Genomic DNA, 19,964 nt, shown 5'->3' on the forward strand with positions numbered 1-19,964 from the left:
AGCGGGCGGGGGAGCCCGCTGCCCGGTGACATCCGACAACAATGTCGTCCATCGCTACTCCCTACCCGGAGGATGCGGTATAGACGGCAGGCCTTCAAGCGCCCCGATGGGGTGTCCCTGGCTGATGACGCGAGATTTGACTGAGACGCCGCCTGCCGGCGGTCTGCTGCCACCTGCGCCCGAGAATGACGCGCGCGAGGTTGCCTCTTCCGAGGCGGCAGGGACTTTCGAGCGCGGCGAACAAGAGGTTCCCATGAACTCCCAGCTGGAGCTGTCGGCGCACCCTGAAGAGGACAGCGCCTCCAAGCCCGTGGCCGCCGACGCGCAGGCCCCCACTGAAACCCCCACGATTCATGCCGCCACCCCCGCCGAGCCGCCTCCGGCCCCCGCTTACGCGGATGCCGAGGACGAGGACGACGAGGATGATGACGACGAGGTGGACTTGGCCGACTCGGGCCTGGACGACGCCGTCCTGGGCGCCGAGGCCGCGCTGGCCGCCGCCGAGGCCGAGGACGCCGCCGAGGCCCGGGGCGAGGACGCCGAGGACGTCCCCATCGTCCTGGAGCCCGAACCGGAGCCGACGCCCGATGAGCGCGCGCTGCACGCGCCCCACGTCCGGCCCACCGGCGAGCCGGCGGAAATCGACCCCGACGAGTTGGACCCGGACGCCCTCAAGGTGGTGCTCCGCCTGCACCAGCACGGCCATCAGGCGTACATGGTGGGCGGCTGCGTGCGTGACCTGCTGCTGGGGCGCAAGCCGAAGGACTTCGACATCGCCACCAGCGCGACGCCGAACGAGGTGCGCGGCATCTTCCGCAACTGCCGCCTGATTGGCCGGCGCTTCCGGCTGGCGCACGTCTACTTCAAGGGCGGGAAGATCATCGAGGTCTCCACCTTCCGTGCGAATCCGACGGAGCTGGAGCCCGCGCCCAACGGCGGTGAGGATGAGGGGGACGGTGAGGACCTGCTCATCACCCACGACAACGTCTTCGGCACCGCGCAGCAGGACGCGCGCCGCCGTGACTTCACCATCAACGGCCTGTTCTACGACGTGGCCGAAGGGCGGGTCATCGATTACGTCCGTGGCCGCCGTGACCTGGATGAGCGCTTCATCCGCACCATTGGCGACCCGGAAGTGCGCATGCGCGAGGACCCGGTGCGCATCCTGCGCGCGGTGCGCTTCGCGGCGAAGCTGGGCCTGGACATCGAGTCGCGGACGTACGCGGCCATGGAAGGCGCGGTGGAGGACCTGCCCCGTTGCGCGCCCGCGCGCCTGCTGGAGGAGACGTTCCGCCTCATCCGCGGCGGTGTGTCCGCGCCGGCGCTGAAGCTGTTGGACGCGCTGGACGCGCTCAAAATCCTCCTGCCGCCCGTCAACGCGTACCTCAAGCAGCACGGCAAGGAAGGGGAGAAGACGTTCTACGCCTTCGCGGAGTCGCTGGACCAGCGCGTGTCCGCGGGCGAGGCGCTGGACGACGCCATCCTCCTGGCGATGTTGCTGATTCCCATCAGCCGTTCGACGGGGCCCGAGGAGTCGCAGGAGGGCCGCCCGTCCGTGTCGCAGGTGGTGGAGGACCTGCTCGCGGGCTTCGTGCAGTCCGCGCGTCTGCCGCGCCGCATCGCCGAGCGCTGCCGCATGCTGCTGCTGGCCCAGCGCACCCTGTCCGGTGAGCGCCGTCGTCGCAGCGCCGCCTTCAAGCGGCACCCGCTTTTCAGCGAGGCCCTCACCGTGTTCGAGATGACGGTGGAGGCCACGGGCGAGAATCGCGAGCAACTGGAGGCGTGGAAGGCCGGCGAGGTGCCGCAGCCGCGCGCCGCCGCCGCGGATGGCGAGGAGTCCGACGCGGGAGGCCAGCGCAAGCGCCGCCGTCGCCGCCGCCGCCGCCGCCCCTCGGCAAACGGCTCGTCCGGTGAGAGCGCCGGTTCGTCCTCCGAGTCGGGCGACGCCTGACTCAAGGTCGCGTCCGTGTCGAAGTCCCTGCCGTCAGGTGTGGGGTCGCTCCGCGAACAGGCGTGAGGCCCCACCCGTACCGGGCCCTCAGTCCTTGGGCCCGCCCTTGTCCACCGGGCGCTCGGAGCGGTGTTCGGCGCTGTCGGTGGCCTCGCTGCCGGCGATGTCCGCGGTGGTGATGGCCTTGCTGCCAAACCGCTCGGCAATCTTGTCCAGCGCCGCGTTCAGCTTCGCGGTGCGCGGCGCGGCGGCGGGGAAGAGGCCCAACTGGGGCGGCTCCTCGTCCAACTGCACGCTGACGCCAGTGAGCCGCAGCGGCTTGCCCTGGTGCGACTTGTCCAGCAGCTCCAGCGCCGCGCGGTAGAGCGTCTGCCCGTCATCCGTGGCCTCGCGCAGCGTGGTGCGCCGGGTGATGAGCGTGAAGTCCGCGAACTTCAATTTGAGCTGCACCACGCGGCCCTTCAGCGCCGCCCGCCGCAGCCGCCGGGCCACGCGCAGGGCCTGGGCGTGGACGTGCGGCTTGAGCGCGTCCACCCCCACGAGGTCTTCGTCGAAGGTGTCCTCCGCGCCCACGCTCTTGGCGGCCCGGTCCGGCACCACCTCGCGCGTGTCGATGCCCTGGGACAGCTCCCACAGGTGCCGTCCGCTGGAGCCCAGTCTGTCTTCCAGCCAGTCCAGCTCCCGGGCCGCCACGTCGCCAATCGTCTTCAGCCCGGCGAGTCGGAGCGCCTCCTCCGTCTTCGGCCCCACGCCCCACAGGCGCGACACCGGCAGGCCCGCGAGGAAGGCCACCGTCTCCTCGGCGCGCACCTCTCGCTGGCCATTGGGCTTGGCGAGGTCGGAGGCAATCTTCGCCACGAACTTCACCGTGGCCACGCCCGCGGAGGCGGGAAGGTTCAACTCGTCGGCAATCTCCTTGCGGATGCGCCGGGCGATGTCCGCGGGCGTGCCGAAGAGGCCCACCGACGCCGTCACGTCCAGGAAGGCCTCGTCCAGCGACAGTGGCTCGATGAGCGGCGTGTAGCGTTCGAAGATGGCGAACACCTGCTCACTGGCCTCCGCATACGCGGCGAAGCGGGGCTTCACGACGAGCGCATGGGGCGCGGCCTTCGTCGCACGGGCCATGGGCATGGCGCTGCGCACGCCGAAGGGGCGCACCTCGTAGGAGGCGGCGACCACGACACCGCGCTGGGCATGCCCGCCCACGATGAGCGGCTTGCCCCGCAGGGCCGGGTTGTCCCGCTGCTCCACGGACGCATAGAAGGCATCCATGTCCACGTGGATGATGGCTCGCATGGTGTGAGTCACTTTAGCGGGGCACTCTGACGCCGGGCGGATACGGATATGAAGAGCCTGACGGAGTACCTGTGGTTCGAGACACCGCAGCGGCGGGAGTTGGTCCGTCTCACCGACACCGTGACGGCCCTGGTGCGCAAGAGTGGCATCCAGGAGGGAATGGTCCTCGTCTCCGCCATGCACATCACCGCGGGCGTCTTCGTCAATGACGACGAGCCCGGTCTCCATGAAGACATCTGGGAGTGGCTCCAGCACCTGGCGCCCGCCGGCCCCGACTACCGCCACCACCGCACGGGCGAGGACAACGGCGACGCCCACCTCAAGTCACTGCTGGTCCACCACCAGGTCATCATCCCCGTCACGGGCGGGAAGCTGGACCTGGGGCCCTGGCAGCAGGTGTTCTACGCCGAGTTCGACGGCCAGCGCCGAAAGCGCGTCATCATCAAGGTGATGGGCGAATAGTGGAAAGCCCTCAGTCCCGTTCCTCGCCGCGGGGCAGGGGCAGGCCACGCCGCTCCAGCTCCGCGCGCAGCTCCGGGGGCAGGGGACTGTGGACCGTCATGTTCCGCCGCGTCTGCGGGTGCGTCAGGCCTAGTGAGCGGGCGTGCAGGAAGAAGCGGCCCAGCTCCGGGGCCTCGCGTCCGCCGTAGAGGACGTCGCCGACGATGGGGGCGCCAATGCCCGCGAGGTGCGCGCGCACCTGGTGCAGCACGCCGGTGAGAATCTTCACCTCCACCACGCTGAACTCACCCGAGCGCGACAGCACGGTGAACTTCGACACCGCCTCCCGGGCGTCCTCGGCCCCATAGGGCGCGGGCTCCACGCGGTCCGGATGCCGGGGGTGGTGGCGCAGGGGCAGGTCGATGTCGCCCTCGTCCGTCAGGGGCCCTGTCACCAGCGCCAGATAGCGCTTGTCCACGGCGCGGTTGCCAAAGGCCTCGCGCACGGCGTTCCACGCGTCCCGCGTCCGCGCGGCCACGACGACGCCAGAGGTCTCCACGTCCAGCCGGTGGCACAGGCCACCTTCGCGCGCGTCCACGGAGGCCTGGGCGCATTCGGGATAGCGGGCCACCAGCGCGTTGGCCACCGTGCCCGTCTCTCCGGACTGCAGGGGGTGGGACGGCCGGCCCGCGGGCTTGTCCACGAACACGAGCGAGTCGTCCTCGTGCAGCACGGTGAGCGGGAAGTCCGCGTCGGGCACGGCCTCGCGCGACTCTTCTTCCACTTCGACGGCGATGTGCTGCCCGGCGGTGAGCGTGAGGCCCTTCTTCGCGGGGCGGCCATTCACCTTCACCGCGCCCGCCTCGAAGAGGCGCTTGAGCCGCGCGCGAGACAGGCCCAGCGCTTCACCAATGAAGAGGTCCACCCGCTGGCCCGCCTTGTCGGCGTCCACGGTGAGGGTGTGCAGCTTGGAGGGATTCACTCGGACAGGGCCTCGTAGACTTCCTCGGCCGTCTGGAACCGGTCGTCCGGCTCCTTGCGGATGAGGCGGTGGGCGACGCGCGCGAGCTGCGGGTCCCCGTGTAGGTTCAGCGCCAGCACGGGGGGCGGCTCCGTCTCCAGCACCTGGCGCCAGAGCTCGTGCGGCGTCTTCGCGTCGAAGGGGGGCCGCCCGCTGAGCAGCTCATAGAGGATGACCCCCAGGCTGTACAGGTCAGAGCGTCCATCCAGGGGCTCGCCCAGAATCTGCTCCGGCGCCATGTACCGGTAGGTGCCCACCAGCTTGCCGGCCTCGGTGATGGCCGCGTCGTCCGCCAGGAACTTGGCGAGCCCGAAGTCCATCAGCCGCACCTGCCGGTCGTCGTCCACCATGATGTTGGACGGCTTGAGGTCGCGGTGAACCAGGCCGTGGCCGTGGATGTAGGCCAGGGCCTCGCAAATCTGGAGCATGGCGTCCTTGAGACGTCCCATGCGTTCGGGCCGGTTGAGGTCCTCTTCGCGGACCACGCGTCCCGGCTCCTCCTCGGGCTCCGGGATGCGCGGCATGGGGGGCGGCAGGTCGAAGCCCTCCAGCGAATCATCCGAGCCGATGCCCACGTGCGGGCTGACACTGGCGGCGAAGCTCTCCAGGTCCTCGCTGGGGGCCTCCTCCGCGAAGGCCTCCAGGCCGAAGGTGCCGTCATGCGGGCTGTCGTCCGAGTCATCCATCGAATCGGAGAAGCTCCGGCTCAAGGGGCCGAAGTCGTCGTCCGCGGTCCGGAGGACGGACAAGGGGCTGCGCGGCGTGTGGCTGCCCGGAGGGGTGTTCCGGTCGCCGCTGCTCAGGTCGAGGTAGTGGCGGAGGGTGAGGCCCTCGATGAGCTCCATGGCCAGGTACGGCACGCCCTGGTGCACGCCGGACTCGAACACCTTCACGACGTTGGGGTGAGACAGGTCTACGAGTGTGTCGAACTCTCGGGCGAGTCTGCGCGCGGCACGAGCATCCCGCGCGGGGCCGGCTGAAAGCAGCTTCAGCGCGACCTCGTCGGTGGTGCGGCGGTCCAGGGCCCGATAAACGGTTCCTGCCCCGCCACTGCCAAGCGTCTCAAGAACGCGGTAGGGACCGATGACCTTCGGGGGCATGGGATGCCGAAATCCTACGGACCACGTCACGTCAGGGTCAACGCTGACAACGCCTGATTGCTCGGCGCTCGGCAGAACTGGCGGCAAGTGGTTTTACTTTTCCGACAAACCTGGGAGAACCCGAGTCAATGCAAATCGGGAAGTACCAGCTGGTGCGAAAGCTTGCGTCAGGCGGCATGGCGGAGGTCTTCCTGGCGAAGGCCGCGGGGCCACGCGGCTTCGAGAAGACGCTTGTGCTCAAGCGCATCCTCCCGCACCTGGCGGAGGACGCGGCCTTTGTAGAGATGTTCCTGGGCGAGGCGCGGCTGGCGGCGCAGCTCGAGCACCCGAACATCGTGCAGATTTTCGACTTTGGTGAGGCCGAGGGCAGCTTCTTCCTGGCCATGGAGTTCATTGACGGCCCGAACCTGCGCAAGCTGGTGAAGCGGGCCGCGGAGGAAGCGCTGCCCCCCGCCTTCTGCGCGAAGGTGGTGGCCGCCGCGGCGGAGGGCCTGGCGTACGCGCACGAGTTCCGTGACGTGGAGACGGGCGAACCGCTGGGGTTGATTCACCGCGACGTGAGCCCGGACAACATCCTGGTGTCGCGGCAGGGCGCGGTGAAGGTGGTGGACTTCGGCATCGCGAAGGTGGCGGGGCAGGGGCACCGGACGCTCACGGGCGTGGTGAAGGGCAAGGTGGCGTACATGCCGCCCGAGCAACTCCAGGCGAAGGCCATGGACCGGAGGGTGGATGTCTACGCGCTCGGGGTGGTGCTGTACGAACTGCTCACGGGGAAGCGTCCGTTCGATGCGACGACGGACGTGAGCGTGATGCAGGCGATTCTGTTCGAGGCGTTCATCCCGGTGTCGCAGCGGCGGCCGGATGTGCCGCTGGCGTTGCAGCAAGTGCTGGACAGGGCGCTGGCGAAGGATCGGGAGCGGCGATACGCGGACTGCCGGGCGTTGCAGGACGACCTGGAGCGGTTCGTGTTGTCGACTGGCGAGCCGGTGGGCGCGTATCAGATTGCCCAGCGCATCGCGCAGTGGGTGCCGGAGCTGACCTCGGGGAGCTTGACGAAAGTCCCCAGGGAGGCGGAGTCGAAAGCGCCCGCTTCCGAGGTGCCTGTCTCCTCCATGGTGTCGCCGTTGGACTCGACGTCGCCGACGACGCCCGTGCCTCAAGAGGCATTGGCGAAGGTGGCACCTCCATCGGGCGAGGTGACGACGCCTGCGAGGCCAATCTCCACGCGAGCCCTGCGAAGCCAGGTGGGCCATCCTCCCGTGGAGCAGACAGCACCTGCGTTGTCGCTACCCATCGCAGTGAGGGTTGTGGATGCGGAGTCCGTCGCGCCGCGGCCCGGTACGGAGCGTGTCGCCACGCCCGCTGCCCCGGCCCTGCTGGACGGACCTCGTCTTGCTCTCCACGGTGTTTCGCCTGAAGCAAAGGAAGTGCATTCCGCAGCGCGCCCGGTTTCTCTGCCGGGGACTGGTCTGCGCGTCGCGGTGAGGCGCTCTACGACGGAAGGGCGTGGAACGGACAAGGACGCGGAGATTGCGGCGCTCGCGGCGCTCCTTCCAAAAGGCGTGGGCACCTCGGCACCTGTCCCCATCGTGGATGAGGATGTGGAAGATGCCATCCATACGCGAAGTGCGGAGTACCTCGCGCCGGGGCGAGCGAAGAAGTGGGCTGTCCCGGTTGTAGGCGTGGGGGGAATGCTCCTGGCGCTGGGTGTAGGCCTCGTCCTGGTTGGTGGTGAGGAGAAGAAAGCCGAACTCGTGGATACGCCGCAGGTTTCCGAGGCCCCTGTGGAGTCCGTGCCTCAGGAAGAAGCCAAGGTTGCTGAGCGGGTTGAGCGCGAGGTGGTGCCTGAGCCATCGCCAGTCGACGCGCCGGAAGACGCTGGCGTCGAAATGAAGCAGGAGGGCATGGCCGATGCGGCTGGCCCTTCAAAGGACGCTGCAGTCCCCGAGGAAATGCGGGCCGAGCCAGTTGTTCTGAGCGCGCCGCCATTGGCGACTCCCAAACCCAAAGAGCGGAACGCTCCTCGAAAGGTCGCGGTCGCCGCGAAGGGCCGGCTGGAGTTACGTGTACGGCCCTATGCGGTTGTCTATCTCAATGGGGGAATGCTGGGTGAAACGCCCCTCAACTCCGTTGAGGTGCCGGCGGGCCGACATACCCTCCGGCTTGTCAATCAAGAGCTGGGGAAAGACGTCACTCGGGCCGTTGACGTGAAGGCAGGCCAGTCCACGGTGTTCAAGTTGAATCTCGATGCGGAGTGACGGAGGCCGAGCGGGTCGAGTGGGCGTGGGGCAGGGCCTCGTCCATCTGCTTTGAAGGGATTGACGTCACTCGTCAGTGTCTAGGATGTGGGTGATGGCTGCGCCTGTGAGAGCCGCGAGCGCCGCAGTGTACATGACGATGGCTCCTTTGTTCTGCGCCCGAGCTGTTTCTTGCAAGGTCATTCTCTGGCTCTGTCCAGTGGCGTCGTGGGCCTTGTCGAAGTTGTTCTGTGAACGCGAGGTCAAATAGGCGCCAACGCTGCCGGTCAGTATGCCCGCTCCTACCAGTGCAAGAGGGACTTGTTTGAGGCCAGAACGTTTTTGTTGGGGCGTTGGCTTTTCGACGAGAGGGATTGTTGGTGACTCTGGGGCCGACAAGGCTGTTGCGGTCGTTAGAGAAGGCGTCGGGCTGTCAGTCGGGGGAAGCGTGGGAGTGTCTGTGATGACTGGACTTGGCTGGGGGCTCGCGCTCGCCTGGGCAGGTGCTTGCTCCGCAAGGGCTTGTCCTTGGATGGTCTCAAAGTCTTTCACGACCTTGGGGGAGACACGGACAGGAAGCTTGGCATCTGGATTCAGTCGGAGCGCTTCCGCGAAGGCCTTGATTGCCTCATGTCGACGCCCTAAATCCGCGAGGACGATGGCTTCATAGATCGCCGTCTCAGCCAGTTCGCCTTCAGAAGCAGCCTGTGTCCTCGCCACGGTCAGTACATTCAATGCCGCTTCGTATTCGAGTTCCTCGTACAGTTGTGCGGCTGCTCTGATGTATGCCCGGAATGTGGCGCTGGACGTCGAGGTCTCTTTGGGCGGCGCTGCTGATGGCTGACTAAGCGCCAAGTCAGGCGCGAGGAGCGTCAGTCCTAGAAACCAAGCCCACGGTTGGTGCTTCCTGACAGATCTGCTTTTCATGGGCTGGCGTTGTTAGCATACGTGGCGCGGGGAGGACGTGGGCGAAGTTGCCCTTCTCGAGCGTTGAAGTGATGTGGTTTGGGACCGTTCATTTCGAGGTTGCGGTCAGGAAGCGGTTTCAGGCTCAGTCAAAGGAACAAGAAGCGAAGCGCTGGGTTTGTGGCGAAGTCTGTTGTGACACCCCGTGCTGTCATGAATGACTGAATTGCCTGTAGCTGGACGCGGCGTGCCCATGCACGCACGCCTCGTCCAGCGTTTCAGTTTCCTTTCAGGTCCATTTCATGGTTGGTGCTCGCGGAGATGCCGCTGGGCCCCTATGCAACCGTGATGGGCGAGGGCTCAATCTCTCTCCCAGGGCCTCGAAAGCGGTGCCGGTCCAGTGGGCCGATGCGGCGCGCCGGGATCTCGCCCGCGCGGGTGAAGTCCGCCGCGACGACGCAGGCGAGGCGGCCTGGGTCGTCGTTCTCGGGACGCAGCGCCAATGCGAGCACGTGCCCGTCGATGCCGTCCGCGACCAACTCCGCACGAGGCCGGTGAAACGGCCAATGACTTGAATGCCGTTGGACGACGAAGTTCAGACCTCGCTGCTGCGCTCGCCGGACACGTCGTTGGTCGCTAGCGCCAGCATGGTGTCGTTCTTCACTGCGACGGCGGAGAAACCTGCTCCGCCAGGAGTCTCCTGTGCCCAGGTCCTGGGTTCAGGTTTCCACTGTCCGATCTGGCGACGGATGAGCGGCGTCGACGCCTGCGTGCCGAACCAGCGGATGTACCCCGTGGCCAGCAGGCCGCCCGACGGCGCCTTGTCGAGGTCGTAGATGTGCGGGACGTGGCCATCCATGCTGGATACGCCCGCGATGGAGAAGTGCGGGTCCCACTCGCCGTTGTCGAGAAGTTCTGTCGCCGACGGTTCACAGGAAGTGCCCGCGTCCGATTCCGGTTCCCCTGCGCCCGGCTCGCCGCCGTCTTCAGGGCCCGCGTCGGGCTCGTTGCCGCCTGCGGCGGGCACACCCGCGTCATCCGAGCCCGCATCCTTTTCAGTGCCCGTATCCGGCACGGGCCCTTGGCTCCGGCCCGTCATCACCACAAGCGGTGAAGACGAGTCCTACGACCAGGAACGCTGCGATGTGACAAGTCCAGGAGTCTCTGAGGGGTGTGTGCATAGGGGCGGCACACGACTGCAATCGATGAACCTGTTGAGAGACGAAGCGATGTCGAATGCTTGGAGTGTCATCGATGCGCAGGTGGGGCCTCGACGTCCTTTGAACCCGATGATGCTCTCAGGGGTCTGATGGGCGCTGTTCGCGTGCGCGGGTGTGCCGCCCGGACTCACTCCTCGGTGCGACGCCTTCATGTGAAGCGAGGATTCTCGTCGCCAGCTTCAAAAGCTTCGTTCGTAGTGCTTCCGGAGCGAGCACCTCGAAACCCGTGCCGACGTCGCAGAGCTGTCCGAACGCAATCGACTCCCGCTCGAAGTCCACGACCACAATCTTCCGTCCATCGGCTGCGAGCGGCGCGGCATCCAGCCGTGCACCCTCCGCTCGCGGCCGAATTTTCCGCAGCGCCTCCATCGCCTCCGCCGTCAATCGCAGCGTGACTTCGTACTGCGCGCGCTTCTCCGCGAAGCGTGAGCACCACGCCTTCCAGAACGCGGGCAGGTCGAAGCGTGCCGGCCGGATGAAGGTCTCCGGGCGTATCCGTGCACCTTCCACACGCGAGCCTCGATACACACGCGGTTCATCCTCGCCCGTGCTCGCGACGAGGTACCAACGGTCCGCCTTGATGACGAGCGCGTACGGTGCCACCACCTTGCGGCTCGGCGTGCCTTCGAAGTCCCGGTACGTCAGCGATACGCGCCGGTCCTGCCAGACAGCGTCGCGCAGCGTCGCCAGATGAGGCACGGCCTCTCGCTCTGGAAACCACGAGGACGCATCCACGTGAAGCCGCTGGCGTGCGTACTCCAGCGCGGGTTGCTGGAGTGCGGGCAGGGAGGCCGCCATCTTCACCAGGCCCGAACGCAGCGCCGACGTCAGGCCCAAGTCATCCAAGGCCCCCGGTGCCGCCACGGCCGCCAGTGCATGCAGCTCCGCCCGGGTGAAGCCCGTGAGTTGGGTGCGCCAGCCTTCCATCAACGCCACGCCGCCCGCGGCGCCTCGGGTGGCGTACACGGGCACGCCCGCGCCGGAGAGCGCGTCGAGGTCCCGGTGGATGGTCCGTTCGGAGACCTCGAGCTCCCTTGCCAGCTCGCCCGCCGTCATCTTCGGGCGCGTCTGGAGGAGCAGGGTCAAACTGACGAGTCGGTCGGCGCGCATGGGCAGGTTCCGAAGCGAAGTCTAGGCGGGGAATCATGACAGTGGATGTCAGGATTCTCTGCCTAGGGTGCGAACACGAACCCACTGCGGTCCACGGTCGCCCGTGGGCTTGGAGGAGTGCCCGCCATGAAGCCACTCGAAGGACGCGTCGCCCTGGTCGCTGGAGCCACCCGAGGCGCGGGGCGCGGCATCGCCACCATGCTGGGAGAGGCCGGCGCCACCGTGTACTGCACCGGGCGCAGCGTGCGAGGACAGCCCGCGACGGGCTCGCGTCCGGAGACCATCGAGGAGACCGCCGAAATCGTCGACGCCAAGGGTGGCCGGGGCATCGCCGTCCGCGTGGACCATTCCGTCGAATTGGAGGTCGAGGCCCTTTGCGCGCGCATCCAGCGGGAGCAGGGGCGGCTCGACATCCTGGTGAACGACATCTGGGGTGGCGACGGACTCACCGCGTTCGGCCCGGCGTTCTGGAAACAGTCCGCCGCGAAGGGGCAGCAGATGTTCGAGCGCGCCGTCTTCACGCACCTGCTCACCAGCCGCCACGCCGTGCCGCTCCTGCTGGGCGGTGAGCGGGGGCTCATCGTCGAAATCACGGATGGGGACACGTTCGGCTACCGCGGCAACCTCTGGTACGACCTGGTGAAGATGTCCGTCATCCGGCTCGCCTTCGGGATGTCCCGGGAGCTGCGCCGCACGAAGGTCACCGCGCTTGCGCTGACGCCCGGCTTCCTCCGCTCCGAGGAGATGCTGGAGAGCTTCGGCGTCACGGAAGCGAACTGGCGCGAGGGCGCGGCGAAGGATCCGCACTTCATCGCCTCGGAGAGCCCTGCCTACGTGGGCCGGGCAGTGGCGGCGCTCGCGGCGGATCCGAACGTGGGCACCAAGGCCGGCCGCGTCTTCAGCTCCTGGGCCCTGGCCCGCGAGTACGGCTTCACGGACGCCGACGGCTCCCAGCCGCATTGGGGCGACTACTTCGCGCGCGCCTTCGGCAGGCCGTACCGGGTCGCGGACGAGGACGCCTACATGTCCTGGCGTGACGGCCCCATGGAGTTGGCGAGCCCGGATTGGCCGCTGGGCTGAAAGGCCACCGAGCGAACGGTTGCCTACTTTTGTCTACATGATGCATGCCCTCTGTCGGGGCGCGCCACCCACCGCCACCGGGCGACCGTTCAAGGGCCGACCGTGACGGTTGGGGCACGCGCCCGTGGACGGCGCGCGGCGGCATCGCTAGGGTGCGCGGCTTCATGGACCGCCCCTTAGTGATTTCCACCCTGGAACAAGCCGTCAAGGCCCGGCCGATGCCGCGCCACGTGGGCATCATCATGGACGGCAACGGGCGATGGGCGGAGTCCCGAGGGCTGCCCCGGCTGGAAGGGCACCGGGAGGCGACGTCGAGTGTGCGTGAAGTGACGCGCACCGCGCGCCGTCTGGGCATCCAGGCGCTGACGCTCTACGCGTTCTCGTCGCAGAACTGGGCACGTCCGGCGGAAGAGGTCGCCGGATTGATGGACCTGCTCCGGGAGTATCTGGAGCGCGAGCGCTCCGAAATCATGGACAACGGCATTCGCCTCAACGCCATTGGAGACGTGGACCGGCTGCCGCGCTACGTGCGTGATCCGCTGGACCGGCTCCGGGCCGACTCCGCGCACAACACCGGCATGGTGCTGTCGCTGGCGTTGTCCTACGGCGGGCGGGAGGAAATTCTCCACGCGGCGCGGCGGCTGGCCGAGGCCGTGGAGCGTGGGGAGCTGGCGGCGGGACGGTTGGAGGAGAGCGACTTCGAGCAGTTCCTCTGGACGCAGGGACTGCCCCCGTTGGACCTGATGGTGAGGACCAGTGGGGAGCTGCGCGTGTCCAACTTCCTGCTCTGGCAGATGGCGTACGCGGAGATGTGCTTCACCGACGCCTTGTGGCCGGACTTCCGTACTGACGAGTTCCTCCGCTGCGTGTCGCAGTACCAGCAGCGTGAGCGCCGCTTCGGCCTCACGTCCGCACAGGTGCAGCGGGAGGACGCTCCTCAGCAGGCCAAGGCGTGAACGACAAGAACCGAAACCTCGTCATCCGCGTCGTTTCCGCGGTGACACTGCTGCCGCTGGTCCTCCTGCTGCTGATCCTCGGTGGTTACTGGAGCGCGGCCCTGCTGGGCGCCGCCGCCGCCGCGTGCGTGGGTGAGTACTACCTCATCGTCCAGAAGCGCCTGACGGTGGCCTCCTGGGTCGGAATGGCCTTCGCCGCGGTGCTGCCCTTCCTGCCGTTGCGGGACGCGGAGCGCACGGGCGAGACGGCCTTCTGGCTCACCATCGTCTTCGCGTTCTTCGCGTGGATCTACCACCTCTTCAAGGGGCCACTGGCGGAGGCGCCCACCCGCACGGCGCACCTGGTCAACGGCTTCCTCTACGGCGCGGTGGGCCTCACGGCCGTGTCCGCGCTGCGCCTGTTGCCCGACCACGGCATGGCCTGGGTCATCTGCGCGCTGGTCATCACCTGGGCCAATGACACCGCCGCCTACTTCTTCGGGCGGTTCCTGGGGAAGCACAAGCTCTACCCGGAGGTGAGCCCCAACAAGACGTGGGAGGGCTTCTTCGGGGGCATGCTGGGCTCGGTGGGCGGTATGTTCATTGCCCGGCAGTTCTTCTTCCCCGTGTTCACGGTGTGGGACTGCGTGCTGCTGGGCATCGCCGGCGGCATCCTGGGGCCGGTGGGCGACCTGTGTGAGTCCATGCTGAAGCGGGCTTACGGGGTGAAGGACTCGGGCTTCCTCATCCCCGGGCACGGTGGCGTGTTGGATCGCATCGACGCGCTCCTGTTCAACGCGCCCCTGGTGTTCGTCTACGTGCAGTTCGTCCGGGGCCTGCTGCCCTAGGGACCGCCCCTTCCGGCTGCCCGTCTGCTCGGCGGGCCCGGTTGCGCGTTGTCCGCCTGGGCGCCCACGATTACTGTTGCGCCCATGCTCCAAAACATCGGGTTCTTCGTCATTCTGCTCGGCGTGCTCGTCACGGTGCACGAGCTTGGCCACTTCCTGGCGGCGAAGGCCTGTGGTGTGAAGGTCCTGAAGTTCTCCATCGGCTTCGGACCCAAGTTGATCGGCTTCACCAAGGGCGAGACGGAGTACCAGATTGCCCTGCTGCCGCTGGGCGGCTACGTGAAGATGGCGGGGGACATGCCCCACGAGGAGCTCAGCCCGGAGGAGGCCAGCCGGGGCTTCCTGGCGCAGCCCCCATGGAAGCGCGGCCTCATCGTCCTGGCGGGGCCGGCCTTCAACCTCATCTTCCCCATCCTCGTCTATTTCTTCGTCTTCCTGGGCCCGCACCAGGCCACCTCCACCTACGTGGGAACGGTGAGCGATGGCATGCCCGCGCAGGCCGCCGGCATCCGCCCTGGAGACCGCATCCTGTCCGTGGATGGCGAGCCGGTGCGCACGTTCAACGACATGCGGGAGGCGTTCGTCGGCCGCTTCGAGCGGCCCGTCCCCATCGTCCTGGAGCGCAACGGTCAGAAGCTGACGCTGGACGTGACGCCCACGAAGAACGTGGAGACGTCCCCCATCGACACGGTGGAGCGCGGCTCCATTGGCGTGGAGGCCGTGTCGAAGCCGCCCATCGTCGGCGTGCCGCCGGGCTCGGTGGCGGAGCAGGCCGGGCTGCGGACCTTCGACCGCATCCTGGCCGTCAACGGCGTGAGCGTGGAGACGGAAGCGCGCTTCCAGCAGGAGATGGACAAGCACGCGGAGGGCACGCCCCTGGAGCTCACCCTCCGGCGCATGGACTCCGTGGCGGCGGGCGTCGTGACGGGGCGGGTGCCCTCCGTGCTGAAGCTCACCGTGCCGAAGCAGCCGGGCGTGGGGCTGGCGACAGTGGGCGCGGAGACGTCCGACCTGTACCTGGCCACCGTGGCGCCGGGGAGCGCGGCCGAGAAGGGCGGCCTGCGGCCCGGAGACCGCATCATCGCCCTGGATGGCGAGAAGCCGGAGTCCTTCGTCAAGTTCTCCTCGAAGCTGAACGCCCTGAAGGAACGTTCCTTCCAGCTGACGTGGCGGGGCGCGGACGGCGAGCGCACGGAGACGCTGGCGCAAGCGCCGCTGAAGACGGAGGACGAGATGGGCACGGCGAGCTCGCCCATCGTCCTGGGCGTGCGCAACTGGGTGCTCTCCGCGGCGGACATGCCGGTGCTGGACGAGGTGACGGTGCACCTGGGGCCGGGCGCCGCGCTGAAGCAGGCCGCGCTCATCGTCCCGAAGATTGTCGGGCAGATGGTGCGAGTCCTCGGCGGGCTGCTGGTGGGCTCGGTGCCGATGAACACCGTGGGCGGCCCCATCATGATGTACCAGCTGGCGTCGAAGAGTGCCGAGCAGGGCCTGGACAGCTTCCTCCACTTGATGGCGCTCATCTCCATCAACCTGGGGGTGATGAACCTGTTGCCCATCCCCGTGCTGGACGGCTTCCACCTGCTTTCCGCCGCCTGGGAGGGAATTCGCCGCCGCCCCATCCCTGTTCGCGTCCGCGAGGTGGCCAACATGGTGGGGCTCGCGCTGCTCGTCCTGCTGATGCTGTTGGCAGTGACCAACGACATCACCCGCTAGAGGACGCATGCGAGGAATCGCCGTTTCCGGACTGCTCTGCTTGGGTTTCACCTCCGCGTGCGCCTCGCGCGCGGCCAGGCCCGACCCGGTGGAGGAACCCGTCCGCCCGTCGAAGTCGCCGAAGTCCCGCGGTGGTACGCCCGGCGTGGCGCGGCGTGAACAGATGCCGCGCTCGTACCTGGGCGAAGGGTTGGCCTCGTTCTATGGCCCCGGCCTGCACGGGCGGCCCACCGCGAGCGGGGAGCGCTTCGACCAGGAGGCGATGACGGCCGCGCACCGCAAGCTGCGCTTCGGCTCGTGCCTGCGCGTGGTGAACATGGAGAACGGCCGCGCGGTGAAGGTGCGCGTGAATGACCGGGGGCCCTTCATCGACGGGCGCATCGTGGACCTGTCCAAGGGCGCCGCCCGGAAGCTGGACATGCTGGACAAGGGCGTGGTGCGCGTCCGGCTGTACCGCTGCGAGGACCGGGTGTCGGAGATTCCGCAGGCAATGTGGGCCGCGCCGGTGTAGTGAGCCGTCCCATGTTTCTCTCGCTGGACACCTCGACGTTGACGTTGTCGCTGGCCCTGGTGGAGCGAGCGCCGGATGGCGCGCTGCGCACGCTGGAGCACGTGGTGGTGGGTCCGCCGCGGAAGCAGAGCGAGCTGCTGCCCGGCATCGTCGGGGAGCTGCTTGAACGCCATGGCGTCACGCTGCCCGCCCTGGAGGGGCTGGTGGTGGGCCTGGGGCCGGGCTCCTTCACGGGGCTGCGCATCGGCCTGGCGACGGCGAAGTCGCTGGCCTACGCGACGAAGCTGAAGGTGGCCGGGGCCTCGTCGCTGGCGGCGGTGGCGCTGGAGGGTCCCGAGGGCGTGCCGCTGTACTGCCTGGCGGTGGCGCGCAAGGACGACCTGTACCTGGGGGCCTACGTGCGTCAGGGCGGGACGGTGGAGCCGCTGGAGCCGGAGACGGCCATGTCACCCGCGGAGGTGGCCGCGCGCATGGCCGCCGAGCCCCGGGCCGTGGCGCTGGGGCCCGCGCTGGTGGACTACCGCGCCGCCCTGGAGTCGCAGGGCGTGGCGCCACACCGGCTGCTGGCGGCGCCGGCCTTCCCGTCGGCGGTGGCGCTGGCTCAGCTGGCGCGCTTCCCCGAATCCCAGCCGCTGGAGGCGCTCTTCGCCATGGAGCCGCACTACGTGCGGGCCTCGGAGCCGGAGCGCAACCCGAAGTTCCCGCCGCTGCCCGGGCCGGCCCCCACCGCACGGTTGAAGGAAGACTGAGCCGCCTCGTGGTGCTCGCGCTCCCGGCCTCCAGTGGCGTAAAGGACGCGCCATGAGAGACGACTTGACGATTGGCGTGGTGGGCGCGACGGGCGTGGTGGGCCGCGAGGTGCTCGCCGCGCTGTACGCGCAGGACGTGCCCGCCGAACAGGTGCGCGTCTTCGGCTCCGAGCGCTCCAAGGGCATGGAGGTGGAGTACGGCGAGGACTCGCTCGAGGTGGAGCAGGCGACGCCGGACGCCTTCCGGGGCGTGAAGCTGGTGCTGCTGGCCACGCCCGCCGAGGCCTCTCGCAAGCTGGCTCCGGCGGCGCAGGCGGCGGGCGCGTGGGTGGTGGACGCCAGCAATGCCTTCCGGGGTGACGGCAATGTCCCCATGGTGCTGCCGGGCTTCAACACGGACGTGCTGGGCGCGGGCTTCACCATCAAGGGCCGCATCGTGTGTCTGCCGGGCGCCGTGACGACCGCCGCGGTGCACGTGGTGGAGCCACTGCGGAAGGCCTTCGGCGTAACGCGCGCGCAGGTGACGGCGCTGATGGCGGCGTCCAGCGCGGGTGTGCGCGGTGTGGCGGAGCTGGAGAAGCAGACCGCGGACCTGCTGTCGGGCCGCGAGCCGGAGCCGCACGCCTTTCCCCACCGCGTGGGGTTCAACCTGGTGCCCCAGGTGGGCGGCTTCATGGTGAATTCACCCTGGACGGAGGAGGAGGGCGGCTGGACGCTGGAGGCGGCCCGGCTCTTCTCGTCCAAGGGGGATGTGCCCGTCATCGCCGGGACGGCGGTGCAGGTGCCGACCTTCTACGGCCATGGCCTCACCCTCAACGTGCAGCTCAAGAAGGCGGGCCCGGTGGAGCAGGTGCGCGCGGCCCTCAAGACGTCCGGGGCCTTGAAGGTGCTGGATGTGCCCGGTGAGCGTGTGTACCCCATGCCCATGCTCGTCACGTCCGACCCGGCGGTCCATGTGGGCCGGGTGCGCGCATTCCCCCAGGCGCCGGAGTGGGTGACGCTCTTCGCCTCGGTGGACAACGCCAGCCGGGGCGCCGCCCTCAACCTGGTGGAGGCCGGACTCCGCCTGGCCGAGCGCCCCGCCTGACAATTTGGCAAAGCCTCCGTGGTCGTCCTGCCTGTTTGGCGCGGCGGGACGGCCCTCCCGGAGTGACGCCCAGCGGACGGGAATACGTTTCATGTGGCCTCCCGCTTGCTAGCCTGGGCGTACCCATGCGCCTCACTCTCGTTGGCCTCTTGCTCTTCGCGTCGACTGCCCTGGGGCAGACCGTGACGTTTTCAGCCACGGGCGACATCATCCAGAACGACCAGATTGTCGTCTCCCAGGCGAACTGCGGCTTGGACCGCACGGTCAACTGGACGCGTGTCGCCGGCAATTGCGACGTGCTCCACCTCTGGCTCTCGAACGAATCGAGTTGCACGGGGGCGCCAGGGGCGGGCGACCTGTCGCTCGAAGAGATCGCGGTAACGGATACTCGGCTGACGGGGACGGTGACCTTCAACGCATCCGAGGCATTGGCGGCGGACGGCGCTACTTGCGACTCGCAGACGGCAACCAAGACGTTCCGCCTCTGTGCCACCACCAAGCGACTGGGAAACCTCGGCGGTTGCGACGAATCGTTCGTTTCGATTGGGACGCCCTCCATCAGCTTCATCTATGACCCGGAGCCTCCCGCGGTGCCGGAGGCTCCGAGCGTCACGGGGCTGGATGCCGCGCTGAGTGTCTCCGTCAAGGTGCCGAGCGATGCGGTGTTCATGGAGGTGCAGGTTCTTCAGTTAGTCCCGGGCGGGGACGGTGGTGTGGGCGCGGGTGAAGTGATTACGACGAAGCGTCAGGTTTCGTCGAACACGGTCTTCCGCATGGCTGACGGGATCGAGAACGGCATCGAGTATGCCGTCCAGGCGATTGCCATCGACAGGGCGGGTAACCAAAGCGAACCTTCGCCCACGGCGACAGGGACGCCCGTTGCGAGCAGCGGATTCTATCAGGGGTACCTTGATGCTGGCGGCGCCGAGACGGGTGGCTGCGCTGCGGCGGGTGGTGGCATCACGGGATGCGCGGTGCTGGCGTCCCTCGGAATCTGGCTGTCGTCGAGGAGGAAGCGGTCATGAGTCGGGCATCGGCCCTGGGAGTCGTGGCGCTGCTCGCCACACTGCCCGCCTGGGGACAGGAAGCGGTAGTGATGGAGGAGGAAGTCTCGCTGCGTTCGCCGCGCACGGGCGGCATCCAGTTTCGCATGGGGGGCTACAAGCCCCTCATTGACGAAGAGCCTGGGCTCACTGGCACGCCATACGAGGACTACTTTGGTGGCGAGTCGCTGCTGACGTTCGAGGTGGAACTCCAGCGGTACTTCTACCAAGGCGTGGGTACGGCGGGAGTGGGCTTCTCCGCAGGCTACGGCGAGAAGTACGGCTCGGCAAAGCTGGCCTCGGGAGTGGCCGCGGCGGAGCGCACGGCGCTGCGCCTGATTCCCCTGAGCTTCAACGCCTTCTACAAGTTCGACTACGCCGCATTCGAATGGGGCATCCCGCTGGTGCCCTACGGCAAGCTGGGGCTTATCTATACGCCCTGGTGGATTACCAAGGGCACGGGGACCGAAACCGCGGGCGGGAATCGGGGCTCGGGCGGACGCTGGGGCTGGGGCGCGACGGGTGGCGTGGCCTTCATGCTGGACGTGCTGGAGCCGCGCTTCGCGCGCGACTTCGACTCCGACCTGGGCGTCAACCACAGCTACATCTTCGCCGAGTACACCTATGCGGATGTGGACAACTTCGGCGGTCCGGGGCTGAACCTGTCGAACCGGCGCTGGATGTTCGGACTGGCGCTGGACTACTAAGCGGCT

17 protein-coding genes and 2 pseudogenes are annotated in these 19,964 nt (G+C 68.1%); 13 read left to right on the forward strand and 6 right to left on the reverse strand.

The window, feature by feature from the left end; all coding sequences use genetic code 11:
* Positions 1 to 253: 253 nt before the first annotated feature.
* Positions 254 to 1,951, forward strand: coding sequence for a polynucleotide adenylyltransferase PcnB (gene pcnB, locus BHS09_RS12470; protein ID WP_140797966.1), 1,698 nt, complete (start codon positions 254 to 256; stop codon positions 1,949 to 1,951).
* 87 nt (positions 1,952 to 2,038) lie between these two features.
* Here the strand turns inward: pcnB and dinB are convergent, their stop codons facing one another.
* Complete coding sequence (gene dinB / locus BHS09_RS12475; RefSeq protein ID WP_140789940.1) at positions 2,039 to 3,247, reverse strand: DNA polymerase IV; 1,209 nt, start codon at positions 3,245 to 3,247, stop codon at positions 2,039 to 2,041.
* Positions 3,248 to 3,295: 48 nt separating this feature from the next.
* On the opposite strand from dinB, the gene BHS09_RS12480 reads away from it, so the two are divergent.
* Complete coding sequence (locus BHS09_RS12480; RefSeq protein ID WP_140789943.1) at positions 3,296 to 3,709, forward strand: secondary thiamine-phosphate synthase enzyme YjbQ; 414 nt, start codon at positions 3,296 to 3,298, stop codon at positions 3,707 to 3,709.
* A 10-nt stretch (positions 3,710 to 3,719) separates the two neighbouring features.
* Here BHS09_RS12480 and BHS09_RS12485 read toward each other — a convergent pair whose 3' ends face one another.
* Together BHS09_RS12485 and BHS09_RS12490 are read right to left on the reverse strand one after the other, a co-directional pair.
* Entirely contained in the window at positions 3,720 to 4,670 is a 951-nt protein-coding gene (locus tag BHS09_RS12485; RefSeq protein ID WP_140797967.1) for an RluA family pseudouridine synthase, read from the reverse strand.
* Positions 4,667 to 5,809, reverse strand: a complete 1,143-nt coding sequence (locus BHS09_RS12490) for a serine/threonine-protein kinase (protein ID WP_140789947.1) — start codon at positions 5,807 to 5,809, stop codon at positions 4,667 to 4,669. The genes BHS09_RS12485 and BHS09_RS12490 overlap by 4 nt, the downstream gene beginning before the upstream one ends.
* A 128-nt stretch (positions 5,810 to 5,937) precedes the next feature.
* Here BHS09_RS12490 and BHS09_RS40260 point away from each other — a divergent pair.
* Positions 5,938 to 6,847, forward strand: a pseudogene (locus BHS09_RS40260) (serine/threonine protein kinase); the annotation flags it as partial.
* Between the two features lie 917 nt (positions 6,848 to 7,764).
* A pseudogene (locus BHS09_RS40265) lies at positions 7,765 to 8,067 on the forward strand (PEGA domain-containing protein); the annotation flags it as partial.
* 66 nt (positions 8,068 to 8,133) lie between these two features.
* Here the strand turns inward: BHS09_RS40265 and BHS09_RS12500 are convergent.
* The 3 genes from BHS09_RS12500 to BHS09_RS12510 all read right to left on the reverse strand — a co-directional run bounded on the left by BHS09_RS12500 (position 8,134) and on the right by BHS09_RS12510 (position 11,282).
* Entirely contained in the window at positions 8,134 to 8,973 is an 840-nt protein-coding gene (locus BHS09_RS12500) for a tetratricopeptide repeat protein (protein ID WP_140797969.1), read from the reverse strand.
* A gap of 574 nt (positions 8,974 to 9,547) precedes the next feature.
* Complete coding sequence (locus BHS09_RS12505) at positions 9,548 to 10,027, reverse strand: hypothetical protein (RefSeq protein ID WP_201799758.1); 480 nt, start codon at positions 10,025 to 10,027, stop codon at positions 9,548 to 9,550.
* Positions 10,028 to 10,250: 223 nt separating this feature from the next.
* Positions 10,251 to 11,282: a helix-turn-helix transcriptional regulator gene (locus BHS09_RS12510; RefSeq protein WP_140789953.1), complete on the reverse strand. Its 1,032-nt coding sequence runs from the start codon at positions 11,280 to 11,282 to the stop codon at positions 10,251 to 10,253.
* 126 nt (positions 11,283 to 11,408) lie between these two features.
* Here BHS09_RS12510 and BHS09_RS12515 point away from each other — a divergent pair, with 126 nt between their 5' ends.
* The 9 genes from BHS09_RS12515 to BHS09_RS12555 all read left to right on the forward strand — a co-directional run bounded on the left by BHS09_RS12515 (position 11,409) and on the right by BHS09_RS12555 (position 19,958).
* The gene (locus BHS09_RS12515) at positions 11,409 to 12,362 is read left to right on the forward strand and encodes an SDR family oxidoreductase (RefSeq protein WP_174260528.1); all 954 of its coding nucleotides are present in this window, start codon (positions 11,409 to 11,411) and stop codon (positions 12,360 to 12,362) included.
* Positions 12,363 to 12,526: 164 nt separating this feature from the next.
* Positions 12,527 to 13,318 carry an isoprenyl transferase gene (locus BHS09_RS12520; RefSeq protein WP_140789957.1) on the forward strand — a complete coding sequence of 264 codons (792 nt, stop codon included), beginning with the start codon at positions 12,527 to 12,529 and terminating at the stop codon, positions 13,316 to 13,318.
* Complete coding sequence (locus BHS09_RS12525) at positions 13,315 to 14,145, forward strand: phosphatidate cytidylyltransferase (protein ID WP_140789959.1); 831 nt, start codon at positions 13,315 to 13,317, stop codon at positions 14,143 to 14,145. Before BHS09_RS12520 ends, BHS09_RS12525 begins: the two co-directional genes overlap by 4 nt.
* 84 nt (positions 14,146 to 14,229) lie before the next feature.
* Positions 14,230 to 15,861 (forward strand): RIP metalloprotease RseP, encoded by a 1,632-nt coding sequence (gene rseP, locus BHS09_RS12530; RefSeq protein ID WP_174260529.1) that lies wholly within the window; start codon positions 14,230 to 14,232, stop codon positions 15,859 to 15,861.
* A gap of 7 nt (positions 15,862 to 15,868) precedes the next feature.
* Entirely contained in the window at positions 15,869 to 16,372 is a 504-nt protein-coding gene (locus BHS09_RS12535) for a septal ring lytic transglycosylase RlpA family protein (RefSeq protein ID WP_140797972.1), read from the forward strand.
* A gap of 11 nt (positions 16,373 to 16,383) precedes the next feature.
* Entirely contained in the window at positions 16,384 to 17,121 is a 738-nt protein-coding gene (gene tsaB / locus BHS09_RS12540) for a tRNA (adenosine(37)-N6)-threonylcarbamoyltransferase complex dimerization subunit type 1 TsaB (RefSeq protein WP_174258747.1), read from the forward strand.
* 52 nt (positions 17,122 to 17,173) lie between these two features.
* On the forward strand, positions 17,174 to 18,208 hold the full coding sequence (locus BHS09_RS12545) for an aspartate-semialdehyde dehydrogenase (protein ID WP_140797974.1): 1,035 nt from the start codon (positions 17,174 to 17,176) through the stop codon (positions 18,206 to 18,208).
* Positions 18,209 to 18,333: 125 nt separating this feature from the next.
* Positions 18,334 to 19,233 carry an MXAN_2561 family MXYO-CTERM-anchored protein gene (locus tag BHS09_RS12550; RefSeq protein WP_140797975.1) on the forward strand — a complete coding sequence of 300 codons (900 nt, stop codon included), beginning with the start codon at positions 18,334 to 18,336 and terminating at the stop codon, positions 19,231 to 19,233.
* On the forward strand, positions 19,230 to 19,958 hold the full coding sequence (locus BHS09_RS12555) for an MXAN_2562 family outer membrane beta-barrel protein (protein ID WP_140797976.1): 729 nt from the start codon (positions 19,230 to 19,232) through the stop codon (positions 19,956 to 19,958). Before BHS09_RS12550 ends, BHS09_RS12555 begins: the two co-directional genes overlap by 4 nt.
* The last annotated feature ends 6 nt before the right edge of the window (positions 19,959 to 19,964 follow it).

The sequence above is a fragment of the Myxococcus xanthus genome (genome assembly GCF_006402735.1).
In the GTDB taxonomy this organism is placed as follows: Bacteria; Myxococcota; Myxococcia; order Myxococcales; family Myxococcaceae; genus Myxococcus; species Myxococcus xanthus_A.